The following is a 16728-nucleotide window of genomic DNA, read 5'->3' on the forward strand; positions in this document are numbered from 1 at the left end:
AACCGCCGGAAGAGACGGCATGGGATCGTTGAAGGCCTCCCGACGCGGCCGCGGTCTGTCGGGCTATATGCATATTTGGCACAAGGATCATTGGTTCTGGCCATACCTTCGTCAAAACAAGGGGCTGCTTGCCCTGATCTTCTTCCTGGGAACCATCACCTTCGTGTGCGCAGCTGGACTCATGTTCACCTCGGGCTTCCTGATCAGCAGGTCGGCCCGCCATCCCTTCAATATCTTCGCCGTATATGTGCCGGTGGTTCTGACCAGGGCCTTCGGCATTGGACGGCCCACGTTCAAGTACATGGAGCGCATCAAGAGCCATGACTGGGTGCTGCGCGTGGTTTCCAAGCTGCGGGTTCAGCTTTACCGCACCCTCTCGCAGGACGCAGCCTTCCTGAATGAGCATGAGCGCACGGGCACGGTCCTGGGCATGCTCTCGGACGACCTGGACCATCTGGAGAACTTCTACCTGCGCACCATCTTCCCCACGGTTGTGGCCTACATGATGTGGGTGGTGGTCACCATCGCCGTAGGCGTCTTCTCCTGGCTGACCTCGCTCCTGCTTTTCCTGCTTTTCGCCCTGATCCTGATTCTGGTCCCGCTGGTCTCGCTGGCTTATTCAGACGGGCGTTACGACATGGAGAAGGCGCGGCGGCAGGACCAGTACACTGCAGTGACCGAGAGCTACATGGGCTTGGGGGATTGGGTGATCACCCACCGTCGGCGGCGCTTCGTGGATACAGCGTCCGGCGACTTCAACGACATCGCCGCCGGTCGCAGAGAGCAGAAGCGGTTCGAACGTTGGCGCAACTGCGGCATCCAGATGATTTTCGCCCTCATGGTGGTGGCTTTGATTGTTGGAGCGGATCTGCGTATGACCAGCTCCACCTCCATTGCAGACTTCGCGGCAGCCGTGGTCCTGGCGGTTTTCCCCCTGGTCGACTGCTTCATCGTGGTCTCCCAGGCTGTGGCTGAGGTTCCCCTCTACACGGACTCGCTGGACCATCTGAACGATCTGACCGAGCGCGTCGAGTCTCGGCGAATTGAGCCGAGTGTCCAGACCAAGCTGGAGGGGCCGATCAAGTCAATCGTCTTCGATCACGTCAGCTTCTCCTATGGTCCTGATGACCCCATGCTGCTGGACGACTTCAGCCTGAGGATTGAAGGTGGGCAGCGGGTGGCCCTGCTCGGTCCCAGCGGCGAAGGCAAGACGACTGTCCTTCAGCTGCTCCTGGGCGACTTGCGTCCCACGAGTGGCCGCATCCTGATCAATGGAATACCGGTCGATGCCTTGCAGGATCAGCGTCCTGAGCTTTTCGGCTACCTGAACCAGCAGGCCTTCCTCTTCAACACCACCATCGCCTCCAATGTGCGTCTGGGCGCTCCTCAGGCTGATGACGATCAGGTTCGCCAGGCCTTGAAGGCTGTACAGCTGGATCAGGTTGTGGCTGACATGCCCCAAGGAATCGACACGCCGGTGGATGAGGCCGGCGGCCGTCTTTCAGGTGGGCAGCGCCAGCGTCTGGCCCTGGCCAGGATTGTGCTCAAGCGCACCCCGATCATCCTTCTGGACGAGCCCACCATCGGTTTGGATCCCATAACCGAGCGGCGGCTCATGGCCATGATCTTCAAAGTCAGCCAGGATCGCACACTTCTTTGGGTGACCCACCACCTTCAGGGGCTGGAGGAGGCCGATCAGGTCATCTTTATGCAGGACGGGCACATCGCCATGCAGGGGCGCCCGGTCGATCTGTATCGGGAGAACGCCCGTTTCCGTGAACTTTATCGCATGGATGTCTCGGACGTGGACAAGGGTGCCTCTCAAGGGATATACTCAAAGAAGCAGTCAGATTCAGATGGACGGAACCCTGTTGAATGACCATCAGGCTGTTTCCCGAGCAATGAATTTTGCACGGTTGTCGGGTCGCCGATCTTGTCGGATGGCTTCCCGACCGGTCACCGTGCGCCGTCAGTTCATGGACTGGACGGTATGGAAACCTGAGCCCGTGGAAGCGACCAGGTCGCGAAGTCGGGGAGAGCTGAAAGGTTCTTGTAGGCACAAGCCCGGTCATATCTGAATTTGTCCGGATTCGACCCGTGTACCCGCGCCCGACGAACCCTGCAGAGATTGGGAGGAACGATGTTCACTGTATTGGGATTGTCAAGATTCCAGTTCGCCATGACGACGATATTCCACTTCTTCTATGTCCCTATGACCATCGGTCTGGCCCTGGCGGTCGCCATCATGGAGACTATTTATGTGGTGACCAAGAAGGATGTCTACAAGAAGATGACCATGTTCTGGTCCAAGATCTTCCTGCTCTCCTTTGCGGTCGGTGTGGTCACCGGTATCATCCAGGAGTTCCAATTTGGCATGAACTGGTCCAACTACTCCAGGTTCATGGGTGACATCTTCGGAGCCCCCCTGGCCATCGAGGCTCTGCTGGCATTCTTCCTAGAATCAACTTTCATCGGTGTGTGGATGTTCACCTGGAATAGGTTCAAGCCGGCCGTGCATGCGGTCTTCATCTGGCTGACCTTCCTGGGTTCCTCCATGTCGGCCATCTGGATTCTGGCTGCCAACAGCTTTATGCAGCACCCGGTCGGATTTGAGATCAACCAGGCCACCGGCCATGTGCGGCTGCGCAGTTTTGGTGACGTCATATCCAATCCTCAGCTGTGGATTGAGTTCCCCCACGTCTTCTTTGCCGCCGTCTGCACAGGGGCCTTCGTGGTCATGGGTTGCAGTGCCTTCAGCCTGCTGAGGATGCATATGGGAAACAAGGACAAGGCCGTGGCCGCTGTCGAGGCCGACTCCGAGAAGCAGGCCAAGGTCAACCTGTTCACCAAGTCCATCCGTCTGGCCGCCCTGATCGGGCTTATCGGCTCAATCTGCGTGATTACCTATGGCGATCTGCAGGGCAAGTTCATCGTGACCGATCAGCCTATGAAACTGGCTGCCACCGAGGCAATCTATGAGGACACGGGTGATCCCGCCCCTTGGAATGCCGTGGCTCTGATCAATGAGAAGGACCATAAGATTGAGGGGTCCATCGAGATTCCTGGAGCCATGTCACAGCTGGCTTACGGCAAGAAAACAGGCGCCGTCAAGGGCATGAACACCGTCAACAAGGAGCTGCACGAGAAGTACGATGCCAAGTACGGCAAGGACATGAACTACTACGTGCCTGTCACCACCCTATTCTGGGTCTTCCGCCTGATGGTCGGGATCGGGTTCGCCTTTGCCCTGATATCTGCACTGGTGCTGTGGTTCACACGTAAGAAGAAGAACACGCTCTTCACCACGCGCTGGAAGCTCTGGATTATGGGCATCTTCACCTTTGCCCCCTTCGCTGCGACGACCAGTGGCTGGCTGGTGACCGAGCTGGGACGCTATCCATGGCTGGTCTACGGTTATCAGACCATCGCTGATGGAGTTTCGCCCACAAGCACGGTGCCGAACCTGCTCTTCACCTGCATTGTCTACTTCCTGCTCTTCCTGGTTCTGGGCGGAGTCATGGTCTTCTACACCAGGAGGACCCTGCACCAGGGGCCCTTCTACAAGCCGGATGATGGCAATGGGCCGCAACCTGCCAAGGTGCATGGCGCACCGGCTCGGGTAGCTCTGGCCTGATGCTCGACTAACCTTAAACACTTCCTTCCCCTTCGGTAAATCCCCCGCTTCGGACTGCATGGTTCGGAACGGGGGATTTGCTGTCTTAAGGGTTTGCCATCAGCGGTGGACAGCGGTGAGATTCGGAAAAGAGAGCAATGCCGAGCATGAAGCAACAGACGCGATGCAGGTTCGGCGTATGCCTGATACCGGACTGGCCTCACTCGTTCAGGTTCGTTCAGACTTGGGAGGTCAGCTTGACTGTGATCCGCTGCAACAGGTCGCGCACGCCTTTGTCGATGTGGGAATCCTCTAAGCTGTCTGAAGCCCGTTTTAAATAGTCCTTGGCGGTTTGCCGGCTGCTCTCCATCAGCTGTGGGTGGGCTCTGAGATAGTCGACCACGCGGTCAGGATCGTCCTGCTGGACCAAGGCTCTGAAGTTTTCATCCTCCTGGAACCCCAGCAGAACCGGCAGAGTGTAAATCCCGTCGCGAATATCCTCCAGCTTGGGCTTGCCGGTGTCGCGATCCAGATCGAAGTCGTTGATGTCATCGATGATCTGGAAGGCCATGCCTAGATTGCTGCCGAAGTCTCTGGCGGTCTGTTCCAAAGCGGGATCGGTTGGCTGATCATCAAGACGGATCCCAGTCAGGCAGGCAAGGCGGAAGAGGGCTGCGGTCTTGCCGGAGATGGCTCGGTCGTAATCGTCGATGGTTATATGGGTGTGGTGGCGGTCTGACTCCTGGTAGAGCTCGCCGCCTACGATCTCGCAGACCGTGCCGGCTTGCTCACGGATAAAGGCTGTGTCAGGGGCGATGGAGGCTATGATCTCCATATAGCGCGAAAGGATCAGATCTCCCAGATAGATTGCGGCCTTGTTGCCCCGGATGGTGTGGACCGTGGGTTTGTTGCGGCGGATGGGGGCATTGTCCAGAACGTCGTCGTGGACCAAAGTAGCCAGGTGAAGCATCTCGATGGCGGCGGCACCGGTGATGACGGTGTCGTCCAGGCGCCCTCGGGTTCGTGCTCCGGCACGGGCAAAGAGGACCACCATGGCAGCGCGGATCATCTTGCCATGATTATCCAGCAGTCGACGGTAATCCTCTTGATAGGGAGCCACATGAGTACGCTCCTGGTGCAGACGGTCGACAACCCGCTCAAGATCCTTGCGCAACAGGAGCTCTTGTCCTTCTGCCATGGAGGTACGCTCCCTCTATCTCGTTAAGAACCGCAACGTATCCAATATACCAAGACCGGGGCCAGGCCTGAAGATTGTCGGCCTGGTCCTGGCTGTCGCCGTAATCACTGTGGTCAAGCTAACATCAGGTGTCGCTTTGCCGCCATGGCGTTCCGGCCTGGATCCCATTCGTAAGAGGGCTGCACATATCGACCTAGGAGCGAAGCCGGGTGAAGTAGGCTAGACATATGAGTCAGCATTACCACGCGGATCAGGTCTCCCCACAAGGGAGCGAGGGAGAACATGATCGACCGCTGTCCGTTTCGGCCCGGCTGGGGCGACTTCAGTTCCATTACTCGGGCAAGTTCAGACTTCTGCAGCTGGCCGATGTTCAGGAGGGTCCAAAGGTCTCTCCGGACACAATCAGGCTCATAGCCGCGGCTTGTGATGCGGCAAGGCCTGATCTAGTGGTTTTCTCGGGTAACCAAGTGGCCGGTTACGACACGGCCTACGAGCGCACCTTCCGCAAGAGGCGTTGGAGCACCCCCCTGGACGGCATCTACTCTGCTGGTCTGAGCATGGGTGGCGCCCTGGGGCTTGGGGGAGCCTCCCTGAAGCGCTCATCCAAGCCCCAGGAGAACCAAGCTGCTACGGACCGCCGGGAACCAGACCGTAGGGATGCCGAGCGTGTACGTCAGCAGAACATCAAGCACACCGAGGATCTGGTCCGTAGAACCGTTGGCCTGATCACCGGCCCACTGGTTGAGCGCGGGATTCCCTTCGTCGTCACCTATGGCAACCACGACTTCCAGTGCGGCCTGGACACCGATCAAATGGATGCCATCTATCGGGAGGTGCCCGGCTGCCTGAACCCGGAGGCTACAGTTGCCCATCCTGATCGGGTTCATGCGCTGATCGGATCGGCCCTGCCTTCCCAGACCGCATTCGTCTGTGCTCCGGGCACCTTTGCCCTGCCTGTGGCAGATCGCGACGGTCACGGGGTGGTCATGGGCCTTGTTCTGTTGGACTCTGGCGACTATGCCCGTGCAGGCGGCTATGGCTCACCTTCGGCTCAGGCCCTGGATTTCCTGGCGGCCGCTCCTGATCTTCTAGGCAACAGATCCATAGTCTTCCAGCACATGCCCATTCCCCAGTTCTATAATTTGCTCAAGCCGGTGCCGGCTACCACGGCCTATGCGGTCCAGGGCTACCGAAGTTTCGACTCCCGTTGCTACATCCTGGACGAGTCGCGCACCTACCCGGGCTCATACCTGGGTGAAGGCGTCTCCTGTCCGGACGAGGACAGTGGCGAGTATGACCTGCTGACCCGGAACCGGGGCTACTTCGCTCTCTTCGCCGGCCATGACCACCGCAATGGTTTCGTCGGACGCAGCGGGGATCTGACTCTGGGGGCCACGCCCACATGCGGATTCGGTTCCTATGGTCCAGTGCCCAGCAAGCGGGCGGCACGGCTCTTTGAATTCGACATCCGTCATCCTCACCGTCCTCGCACCCAGCTCCTGGAGTTCGGGCAATTGGTGGGGCGGCCCGGATCCCACAAGGTCTACACCTTCGCCATGAGTCATGTGCCTACATCTACTGGTGACGCAGTTAACCTCTTGCGTCGGCCTGGGTTTTTGGCGGGCGGCCTGACGGCCCTGGCAGGGCTGATAGCCTCCTGGGGATCCTCCCGGCGGCGATAAGGATCGGGATTACTGCTCAGACCCTGCGACGGGCAGGGGATGAGGCTCGCAACAGGGCTTCGGTCAGATATTTGCCGGCGGCCATGACCAGGGGGGCGTAGCGCCTTCCAGGCGTGGTGGACATGCGGTTGACCGGTCCGGAAATGGATATGGCGGCCATGACCTGCCCGGATCCGTTGCGGATGGGGGCGGAGATGGAACAGACGCCCTCCTCGCGCTCGTTGATGGACTCGGCCCAGCCGCGCTTGCGGACCGTGGCCAGGGTCGCTGCGTTGAACTTGGCGTGTCGCAGGCCTTGGTGGAGGCGCTCAGGTTCCTCCCAGGCCAGCAGAATCTGTGCAGCCGACCCGGCCTCCATGGACAGCAGGGCGCCTACAGGGATGGAGTCACGTAGGCCGGAGGCGCGTTCCACCGCAGCGATGCAGACCCGGACCTCGCCCTGGCGGCGGAAAATCTGAGCTGACTCGCCCGAACGGTTGAGCAGTGTATGCAGGATGGGCCCCGAGGCGGTCAGCAGTCGATCCTCGCCGGCGGCAGCAGCCAGTTCGGCGAAACGGGAGCCCAGGACGAAGCGGCCATGCGCGTCCCGCAGGACGAAGCGGTGGCGCTCCAAGGCGATGGCCAGTCGGTGGGCCGTGGGTCGAGCCAACCCGGTGGCGTTGACCAGCTGGCCCAGGGTCATGGGTCCGGTCTCCAGGGTGTCCAGAATTCGCACCGTCTTGTCAAGAACGCCGACGCCCGAATGAATCTCCTCCTGATGCATGTTCTTATCGTTTACGGAGGGGTATCTGTCGTCGTCGTTCATAGAAGGTGTGTCCATGGTTGAATTATGCCATCTCAGTATATGAAATGCAAAAGTTCATAACGGTTGGGCAGTTCCATACTCGGTGGTAAGAGGCCGGCGGGGTGTCGATGAGGTTGGCGCCCCGGCCGGTCGTAGATTTTCAGGAGGCGATATGGGACGCACAATGGCGGAAAAGGTCTGGGCCGATCATTTGGTCAGAAAGGGCCAGGGAGGCGAGCCCGATCTGATCTACATCGATTTGCAGCTTATGCACGAGGTGACCAGTCCACAGGCCTTCGAGGGTTTGCGACTGGCAGGTCGAAAGATCCGTCACCTGGACCAGGTCATCGCCACTGAGGACCACAACACCCCCACCATCGACATCGATCGGCCCATTGCCGACAAGGTTTCGGCCCTGCAGATCTCCACCCTGGAACGCAATTGCCGTGAGTTCGGCGTCCGTCTGCATCCATTGGGGGACGCGGACCAGGGTATCGTCCATGCTTTTGCACCCGTCCTGGGGCTGACCCAGCCCGGCATGACCATCGTCTGCGGCGATTCGCATACCTCGACGCACGGGGCCTTTGGGGCCCTGGCTTTCGGCATCGGCACTTCCGAGGTGGAGCATGTTCTGGCCACCCAGACCCTGAGCCTGAAGCCTTTCAAGACCATGGCCATCACCGTCCGCGGCCAGCTCAAGCCCGGCGTGGGCGCCAAAGACGTCATCCTTGCCGTCATCGCCAAGATCGGCACGGGCGGGGGTCAAGGGCACGTTCTTGAGTACCGGGGCGATGCCATTCGACGCATGTCCATGGATGCGCGCATGACCATTTGCAACATGTCCATCGAGGCCGGGGCGAGGGCCGGGATGATTGCGCCTGACGAAACCACCTTCGCATACCTGGAAGGCCGGCCGCATGCCCCCAAGGGAGCCATGTGGGATCAGGCTCTGGACTACTGGCGGACTCTGCCCACCGATCCGGATGCGGTCTTCGACAAGGAGGTTATCCTGGATGCCGACCAGCTGACCCCCTACGTGACCTGGGGCACTAACCCCGGACAGGGTCTGCCCATAGGCGCTGATGTGCCTGTGCCGGAAAAGATCGCCGACCCAGCCAAGCGCCAGGCGGCCCAGGAAGCCATCGACTACATGGGTCTGAAGCCTGGGATGCCCATCCGGGACATCGCCGTGGACACCGTCTTCATCGGTTCCTGCACCAACGGGCGCATCGAGGATCTGCGCGCAGCGGCGGCCATCATGAAGGGGCACCACAAGGCCAAGAACCTGCATCGCGTCCTGGTAGTGCCGGCCTCTTCACGAGTTCGCATCCAGGCCGAAAAGGAGGGGCTGGATCGCATCTTCGAGGATTTCGGAGCCGAATGGCGCAACGCAGGCTGCTCCATGTGCCTGGGAATGAATCCCGACCAGCTAGTGCCGGGGGAGCGTTCCATTTCCACATCCAACCGCAACTTCCAGGGCCGTCAGGGCAAGGGCGGCAGGACGCATCTGGCCTCGCCCGAGGTAGCCGCTGCGACGGCCATCAGGGGAACCATCTGCTCACCGGCCGATCTGTAGGCCATCAATCATTCGTAATCGCCATCCAGAAGGCAGGAGGTCATCATGGAGCCACTTTCCGTTGTAACCGGGGTTGGAGTGCCCTTGCGCCGCTCCAACGTCGATACCGATCAGATCATCCCCGCCGTATTCCTGAAGCGGGTGAAGAAGACCGGCTTCGAGGATGCACTCTTCTATGCCTGGCGAAGGGATCCGAATTTCGTGCTCAACCGGCCTGAATATTCAGGTGCTCGCATCCTGGTGGCCGGGCCGGACTTCGGCATCGGCTCCTCGCGCGAGCATGCGGTCTGGGCTCTGCGAGATTATGGCTTCCGCGTGGTCATTGCCCCCCGCTTCGCTGATATCTTCTATGGGAACACCGCCAAGAACGGGGTTCTGGCCGCCATCATGCCCCAGGAATCAGTGGAGTTGCTCTGGAAGCTCCTGGAGGAGGATCCTGGCACTGAGATGACTGTGGACCTGGGCGCTCGCACAGTCACTTGCGCGGATGTGACTCTGCCCTTCCAAGTGGACGACTACGTGCGATGGCGGCTCATGAATGGCTATGACGACATCGATCTGACCCTGCAGCACGAGGATGATATCCGTGCCTATGAGCGCATGAGGGCTGAGCGCTTCCCCTTCAAGCCGCGTACCCTGCCGGCACAGCATATGCCCGAAGAGCCGGTCACTTCAGCCAGGGAGGGCCAAATCGATTGGCCTGGGCCCCTGGCTGATCGCGGCATCATCTGACCGACGGGCCGTGCGCCCTCATATGAAAGTCCTCCGCCCCTTTTTCGCTTACCATGGAAAGTGGCAGTCATTGGTCGACTGTGACCGGTTGGCAAACGAAGAGGGGCGGTTATCATGAGGCACAGCAGCGGCGATGTGCACGACTGGGACGTTAGGCGGGCAGTGAATGCCCTGAGTGCTTTTGCCTTCATCTACGTGGCCATCGAGACCCTGGCAGGCCTTTTGGGAGGCAAGGTTGTGCTGCCCGCACTCTTCCCGCATGCTTCCAAAGCGCAGCTCAACGGTCCTTTGGGGGACTGGACAGTGGTCACCTCCGTGGTGCTGGCCTTGCTATTTGCCTTGATCAGTCAATGGCCGGTCATTGTAGGCCATGAACGGCATGGCCAGGACCAGGTGCGCTGGGTTACTGCGCGTCGATTCAGCCTGTTGGCGTTGATCGTCGCCCTGGCCTGCTTCTTCCTTAGTCAGCTGGTGGCCAGTGCGGCTGATTCTGGTCTAAGTGCTATTCTGTCCGATACTGGGCTGCACCCGCCGACCTCACCTGACGACGGCGGCATGGAAACGCCGATCATGCTCTTCTATGGCATTCTTTTGGGACCTTTTGCCGAAGAGCTGGTCTTTCGCGGGGTCATCATGAACGGCTTGCGCCGCTTTGGTCGAGTCTTTGCCATTATTACCTCTTCTTTGCTTTTCGGCTTCATGCATGGCTCCTTGGTCCAGGGTCTGTTCGGTTTCATTTCCGGCCTGGTCCTGGGCTATCTGGCCATGGAATACGGGCTGGTCTGGTCCCTGCTGGTGCACATGCTCAACAATGCGTTCTCTTCAGGTCTGCTGGCCAAGTACATGCCCCTGGCACCCGAGGTGGTTCGCATCGGTCTGGGCCTGCTCATGATCCTGGTGTTGCTGGTCGGTGTCGTCGGGCTGCTGTTCAAGATTCGGACTCTCCGTGATTACTGCCGCAGCAATCGCGCTCCCAAGGGAATCTACGCTTCTTGGAGGGCGCCCTGGTTCCTGCTCTTCTGCCTGGCGTGCCTGCTGATGGCCCTGAGCGAATTCGTACCAGGGCTGGCCTGACCAGACAGCCTATGGCACCGGCTCATTGTTGGGATTCTGTCGAGGAAGGGCGAGGTCGGGCTAGACTCGGATATGTAGTGTCATGATATGAACGCGGGGAAAGGTTCGTGTCGCTGGACGCCCTTGACGGTCGTACGGTAGTGCATGAAGGGGAAGGATCATCGACGGATGAGGGATGATGAGGTTCGGGACAGCGGCAGCGAGTCTGCCGATGCCCAAGATGAGCAGGGGCGCTGGAAGGCCTCGCGTTCCTCTCTTGCCCTCGTGACCGCAACCCATACCGCCGGCAAGGACTACGCCCGCCACTGGGACTACCAGGAGGGGTCCATCGATCTGCCGCCGCTCAGCCTGCCGGGCCAGGCCGTGGATGATGGCCTGGCCTACCCGGGACGAATCGCCCATAGAAAGATTGTGCTTCCGGGCGCTGAAGGGGCTGGCCATCGTGGACGCACGGGGTCTATGCCTGTCGGTGAACGTCCCTCGGTGCTTCCTGGATCCGATGATTTTTTGACATCGGTCACTATAGCCAGTCAACCGGCTGTTCCAGCATTTCCTCCGGCGGATCTGTCTGCCGACGGGCACGAAGAGAAGGGGTCCGGCGAGGGGTCTGTACCCAGGCGCGTGGTGATTCGTCGGGATCTGGAGGCCCCCAAAGTTGCTAAGGCTCCGAAGCAGCAGGATCATTCTTCGGCCAAGGTTGTCTGGTCCTGGACCAAGCCGGAGGTCAGCAATGCTCCGGTTTTCTCCTGGAATATGGGCAAAGGCCGCAAGTCGGCAGCAAAGACCCGTGTAAGCAAGCCCAAAGCCCCTGCTGCCAAGGCTTCGTCTCTTGCCGCATCTGTTCCTGCCTCGCCAAGCAAGGCTACAGGTTCTGCCGTTTCAACAGCATCTGCCCCCGGTTCTTCGTCCGCCGAACAGGCTGAGTCCAAGCCGACGGCTGCCGCTTCGGCGGATTCGACGTCTGCCAAGCCGAATACAGCGGCTTCCGCACCCGCAAAAGTGTATGTTCAGCAGTCTCCGACCCCAGTTGTATTCACTGATCGACCGGTCGTCGTTCGCCGTTCAAATGCCGACTGGGATTCGCTTATCGCTGGTTCATCGGCTTCAGGTCAGGGCGTCGCCGCTGCACAATCCGTTGCCAGTGGTGCCAAACATCAGGGGCGCCAGGTCTGTTCGACTCCACGGGTGGTTGATCAGCTGGCCGAGGTCGTCGGCATCAGCACAGGCGGTCGGACCGTTTCGTCATCACCGAGGACTCCGGCCGCTCAGGCGGATCATGCCGTTCAGCCTGTGCAGGCCGTCCAGACAGTCGGTGAAGTTCAATCCGCCGGCGCCCAATCTGCTCCGTCTGATTCCTCCAAGGTCGCGAATACATCCGCTCCAGCCGCGCAGCAAGTTGTCGTCTCAAGCGAGCTGGATGAGGGCACGCCGAATGCTTCGGCAGCGGTCAAGGTCCAGGCGAAACCACAGACGGCCACCAAGTCGGCATCCTCTGGCAAGCCCGTCTCCTACAGGGCCAGTTCGGGGGTTCTTCACGCCGTCAACGGCCAGGCCGCCTTCGCCTTCGTTTACCTTGCCATATCCGTTCTGATGCTCATGGTCGGTTCGGGTATGATCCTGCCGGTCATCATGGAGCGGGTCAAGGACCCAAGAGCCATTGCCTTCCTATCCGATGGGATTACCCTCCTGTCGGTCCTGCTGGCGCTGGCCTATGCCTTTATTTCAGAGTGGAGCGTTATTCGAGGTAAGGATCAGCGAGAACAGGACGCCGTCCATTGGCGAACAGATAGAAGAATGACACTGACGGCTCTGCTGGCCCTTGTGACGGTGCTCCTGTTGAGCCAAGGGATGGTCCATGAACTGAACAAGTTCTTCAACCACTTCTGTCTGCTTCTGCACATCCCCTCCCTGGCCTCGCGCAGTCTGCTGGTCACCGGAACTTCCTCACCGATGATGGCCGTGTATGCCCTGTTGGCGGTTCCCTTGGCCGAGGAGCTGGTTTTCCGCGGCATCATCCTCAACGGGCTGCGCCGGTTCGGCAGGGTCTTTGCCATCCTGACCGCGTCCCTGCTCTGTGCACTCTTGCAGTGTGATCCGGTCTCTGGGCTCTGGATCTTCCTGCTGGGGGTGGCACTGGGGTATTGCTCCCTTGAGTATGGCCTTATCTGGGCCATCGGAGCACGTATGGTCGGCGATTTGCTCTTTAGTGGCCTGCCCAACCGTTACCTGATGAGCGCTCCGCGAGCTGCTCGTATGTCGATTTCGGCAGTGGCGTTGGTCTTGGTTCTGGCTGGGTTGGTCATGTTCTTCCTGCACCGCGCCAGTCTGTTTGACTACCGGCGGCGCTATCGAGCCCCTAAAGGAACCTACGCTTCCTGGAGGCAGCCTTGGTTCCTCCTCTATTTGCTGCTCTGCCTGTTGCTGACAGTCTTCAAGTTCGTCCCCGGTCTGCTCTAGAGCATGACGCATTGGCGCTGCCAGTGGTGGCGTAGACTTGGACCAGTTGGAGGTCAATGCCGGGTGGCCAAACCTGCAAAGGATCATGAAAGGGCATGGTGACATGGGGCAGACAGCGACGGCAGCCGACGCGTCAGGGACTGGGCAGATTCAAAAGCCCAGACGAGGCATGGCGGATCGCGCATGGATGAGTGCGGCCAGGGGTATGCTCAACCGTCAGGCCGCCCTGCTGCTGGTCTATCTGCTTATCATCAATAGCGTCGGCCTTCTGTTCGGTGTTCTGGCTCAGATGGAGTGGAATGCCGTGTTTGATCCGGTGCCTGCCCACTCGGGATTCATATATGTGATCAGCCATGCCGACAAGGAGTATGGGGGCATCATCAATCTGGTCGCCGCCTGCACGGGTCTCTGCTTCCTGGTCTTCACACGACGTCGGCAGATCTGCGATTCCGGCCCCATGGGCATCTTCCACACTGATCTGCACCCCATGACCTGGCAGGTTCTGCTGGGATGCTTTGCGTTGACGTTGACCGGGCAGACCCTGGCCGACTGGTATCAGTCAGGCATGGACTGGACCACGGCGCGTTTGGGAGTGCAGCAGTCCTGGACCACGACTGAGCAGATCCAGCAGGCTTCGGGTACCATTCCCATGTTCATCTACGTCAGCCTGCTGGCCCCCGTCATCGAGGAGCTGGTCTTCAGAGGGGCTATCCTGCACGCGCTGAAGCCCTACGGCCACGTCTTCGCTATCGTCACCTCCGCTGTTATGTTCGGCTTCTTCCACGGCGATTTGGATCAAGGATTCTTCGCTTTCATTATGGGTCTGCTCCTGGGCTATCTTGCCTGCGAGTACTCCATCTTCTGGTCCATAGCCCTGCACGTGTTCAACAACCTGGTCGTCAGCGACGGGCTGGAACTCCTGCTCGGGTTTATGAGCGACAATATGTCTTCTTACGTCAACGTGCTCATGATGTTGGCAGGCATGCTGGCAGCCGTGCTGGTCCTTTACTTGGGCCGCCATCGGATCGTCGCTTTTCTGCGGGAAAACCGCACGTATACGAACGTCTATGGTGCCTGGGCCTGCCCGTTCTTCATTATGCTGCTGCTGATCATGGGCTTCACGATGCTGACCCCCTTCGTTTCGACCGGTGCTTGACCAGTATCTGACTGGGTGGACGCTCTATGCCGGAGGCGACAATTCACGGTGTCCCCACACCCCCTGTGGCAGACTTGCAAATAGGGGCCGATGATGCGCCAAAGCCCGGCTCTGAGCGGATACGAGAAAGAAGCCGATGTATGGCCAAGATGAATACACAGAATGATGTGCTGCATGTGGTGGGCGGCAGGCCCCTGCATGGCACCATACAGGTCCGCGGGGCCAAGAACTTCGTCAGCAAGGCCATGGTGGCTGCCCTGCTGGCTCCCGATGTCTCGGTGCTCAAGAACGTGCCTGAAATCCGTGATGTCCAGGTGGTCTCGGACCTGCTGAGATTGCACGGCGTCAAGGTTGATGTCCGTCCGCAGGAGGGCGTGGTCACCATTGATGCCAGCCATGTAGAGCTGGCTGATGTGGCTGATGTGGACACCCTGTCGGGCTCTTCCCGCATTCCCATCCTCTTCTCCGGGCCGCTTCTGCATCGGATGGGAGAGGCTTTCATTCCTGTTCTGGGCGGATGCCGCATCGGTAGCAGACCCATCGACTTCCATTTGGAGACCCTGCGCAAGCTGGGGGCCAATGTCGACAAGGAGCATGAGGCCGGCATCCACATCACAGCGCCCGACGGCCTGCACGGAGCCAAGATCCACCTGCCCTACCCTTCGGTAGGTGCGACGGAGCAGACCCTGCTGGCGGCCGTTCTGGCCGAGGGGCGTACCGAATTGTCAGGGGCGGCTACCGAGCCCGAGATTATGGATCTAGTGGCGGTCTTACAGAAGATGGGTGCACAGATATCCGTGGACGTGGACCGGACCATCCGTATTGAGGGGGTGCCCTCCCTGAAAGGCTTCACCCATACTTCTTTGCCCGACCGAATCGAAGCCGCCTCCTGGGCTTCAGCCGCCCTGGCCACCCACGGCGACATCATGGTCAAGGGCGCCCACCAGCCCGACATGATGACCTACCTGAATGTCTTCCGCAAGATCGGCGGCCAGTTCGATGTGCGCGACGACGGCATCCGCTTCTGGCATCCGGGCGGCGATCTGCGGCCCGTGGCCATCGAGACCGACGTGCACCCCGGGTTCATGACCGATTGGCAGCAGCCTCTAGTAGTCGCTCTGACCCAGGCCAAGGGTCTTTCCATCGTTCATGAGACCGTCTACGAGAACCGCTTCGGCTTCACCAAGCCGCTGATTCAGATGGGCGCCACCATCCAGCTCTACAAGGAGTGCCTGGGATCCCTGCCCTGCCGCTTCCAGCAGCGCAACTTCAACCACTCGGCGGTCATTTTCGGACCTACTCCGTTGACCGGTCAGGACATCGATGTGCCCGACTTGCGTGGCGGTTTCAGCCACCTGATTGCGGCACTGACAGCCTCTGGCCCCTCCACTGTCCACGGCATCTCCCTGATTGACCGCGGCTACGAGGACTTCCGCGATAAGCTGCTAGCCCTGGACGCGCAGATCGACTGATCCGGTAGGCAATAGATGGCTTCCAAAGGCAAACCCTCCCCCCGGTCTGCGGTACCAGCCCTGCCCGACCAGCAGGTGGCTCTGCTGGCCCAGCGGCACAGGCTGGTGGATCCGACACGCTACTATCCCACTGGACACCGCACGCCGGCCCTGGACGAGATAGATGGTCAGCACCCTGTGGGGACCACTCGTCTATTGCGTGGGGTTTCTCAGGTGGTGCGTGGCTCTTGCCGGGTCTATGCCTGGGGGTTGGAGCGGGTGCCGCAGACCGGTCCTTTTATCACCGCAGCCACCCATGTGACCCAGTTCGATGTTTTCATTCCTATGATGGCCCTCTTCCACCAGGGTCGGCGTCCTCGCTACATGGCCAAGGCCGAGATGGCCCATTGGCCCCTGATTGGCAGCTGGTTCCGCATGGTGGGCATGCAGCCGGTGGAACGCAAGTCCGGCAAGGCCAGGTCGATTGAGGAGGAGTCGATCAGCATCCTCACTTCGGGCAGGCCGCTGACCATCTGGCCTGAAGGGACCGTGACCCGTGACCCCCTGAAGTGGCCAATGTCGCTCAAGCCCGGGGTCGGATTCATCGCCTTGGAAGCCTCGCGGCAGCTGGGCCGCATGGTCCCTCTCTATCCCAGCATCACCTGGGGAGCGGCATCGATCAACCACAAGTGGCCTTGGCCTCGCAAGAACGTAGTCATGTGCTATGACCGGCTCCTTGACTATTCAGATCTGCTTGAAGATGTGAATCAGTGGGGCGAGGAACCCCCCAAGCAGTCCGTGCATGCCCTCTGTGTCCGTCTACGCAATCGAATGGAAGCGGTTATGGCTGAGATTCGTGGTGAAGAGCCCCCGGCGGCTGGATACTTCGACTACGTGACCATGACCCGTCGGCCTAGAAGTGAGCAATAAGGCCGGAACCCACCTCTAATTCCTCCTGCCTGGCGTTGGTGTCATAGGATGGTAGAGACAAGAATGAGGCTGCTG

The 16728-nt window shown here is 59.9% G+C and carries 12 protein-coding genes; 10 read left to right on the forward strand and 2 right to left on the reverse strand.

Annotated elements, in window-relative coordinates:
• Positions 1-19 precede the first annotated feature (19 nt).
• Together cydC and DKK74_RS01210 are read left to right on the forward strand one after the other, a co-directional pair.
• On the forward strand, positions 20-1879 hold the full coding sequence (gene cydC, locus DKK74_RS01205) for a thiol reductant ABC exporter subunit CydC (RefSeq protein ID WP_110412403.1): 1860 nt from the start codon (positions 20-22) through the stop codon (positions 1877-1879).
• 261 nt (positions 1880-2140) lie between these two features.
• Entirely contained in the window at positions 2141-3634 is a 1494-nt protein-coding gene (locus tag DKK74_RS01210) for a cytochrome ubiquinol oxidase subunit I (protein WP_110412404.1), read from the forward strand.
• Between the two features lie 217 nt (positions 3635-3851).
• Here DKK74_RS01210 and DKK74_RS01215 read toward each other — a convergent pair whose 3' ends face one another.
• Positions 3852-4811, reverse strand: coding sequence for a polyprenyl synthetase family protein (locus DKK74_RS01215; protein ID WP_110412405.1), 960 nt, complete (start codon positions 4809-4811; stop codon positions 3852-3854).
• Between the two features lie 227 nt (positions 4812-5038).
• Between DKK74_RS01215 and DKK74_RS01220 the strand changes: the two genes are divergently transcribed.
• Positions 5039-6493: a serine/threonine protein phosphatase gene (locus DKK74_RS01220; protein ID WP_110412406.1), complete on the forward strand. Its 1455-nt coding sequence runs from the start codon at positions 5039-5041 to the stop codon at positions 6491-6493.
• A 16-nt stretch (positions 6494-6509) separates the two neighbouring features.
• Here the strand turns inward: DKK74_RS01220 and DKK74_RS01225 are convergent, their stop codons facing one another.
• The gene (locus DKK74_RS01225) at positions 6510-7298 is read right to left on the reverse strand and encodes an IclR family transcriptional regulator (protein WP_309146451.1); all 789 of its coding nucleotides are present in this window, start codon (positions 7296-7298) and stop codon (positions 6510-6512) included.
• Positions 7299-7449: 151 nt separating this feature from the next.
• Between DKK74_RS01225 and leuC the strand changes: the two genes are divergently transcribed.
• The 7 genes from leuC to DKK74_RS01260 all read left to right on the forward strand — a co-directional run bounded on the left by leuC (position 7450) and on the right by DKK74_RS01260 (position 16653).
• Positions 7450-8853 (forward strand): 3-isopropylmalate dehydratase large subunit, encoded by a 1404-nt coding sequence (leuC, locus tag DKK74_RS01230; RefSeq protein ID WP_110412408.1) that lies wholly within the window; start codon positions 7450-7452, stop codon positions 8851-8853.
• Between the two features lie 45 nt (positions 8854-8898).
• Positions 8899-9585, forward strand: a complete 687-nt coding sequence (gene leuD / locus DKK74_RS01235; protein WP_110412409.1) for a 3-isopropylmalate dehydratase small subunit — start codon at positions 8899-8901, stop codon at positions 9583-9585.
• 114 nt (positions 9586-9699) lie between these two features.
• Entirely contained in the window at positions 9700-10659 is a 960-nt protein-coding gene (locus DKK74_RS01240) for a CPBP family intramembrane glutamic endopeptidase (RefSeq protein ID WP_110412410.1), read from the forward strand.
• A 168-nt stretch (positions 10660-10827) separates the two neighbouring features.
• A complete protein-coding gene (locus DKK74_RS01245) occupies positions 10828-13116 on the forward strand; it encodes a CPBP family glutamic-type intramembrane protease (protein WP_181414855.1) in 2289 nt (762 codons plus the stop codon).
• Positions 13117-13219: 103 nt separating this feature from the next.
• Positions 13220-14272 (forward strand): CPBP family intramembrane glutamic endopeptidase, encoded by a 1053-nt coding sequence (locus DKK74_RS01250; protein WP_181414856.1) that lies wholly within the window; start codon positions 13220-13222, stop codon positions 14270-14272.
• Between the two features lie 149 nt (positions 14273-14421).
• A complete protein-coding gene (gene murA / locus DKK74_RS01255; RefSeq protein ID WP_110412803.1) occupies positions 14422-15744 on the forward strand; it encodes a UDP-N-acetylglucosamine 1-carboxyvinyltransferase in 1323 nt (440 codons plus the stop codon).
• A gap of 15 nt (positions 15745-15759) precedes the next feature.
• Positions 15760-16653, forward strand: coding sequence for a lysophospholipid acyltransferase family protein (locus tag DKK74_RS01260; protein ID WP_110412413.1), 894 nt, complete (start codon positions 15760-15762; stop codon positions 16651-16653).
• Positions 16654-16728: the final 75 nt, after the last annotated feature.

The sequence above is a fragment of the Bifidobacterium asteroides genome (assembly GCF_003202755.1).
Classification (GTDB): Bacteria; Actinomycetota; Actinomycetes; order Actinomycetales; family Bifidobacteriaceae; genus Bombiscardovia; species Bombiscardovia asteroides_F.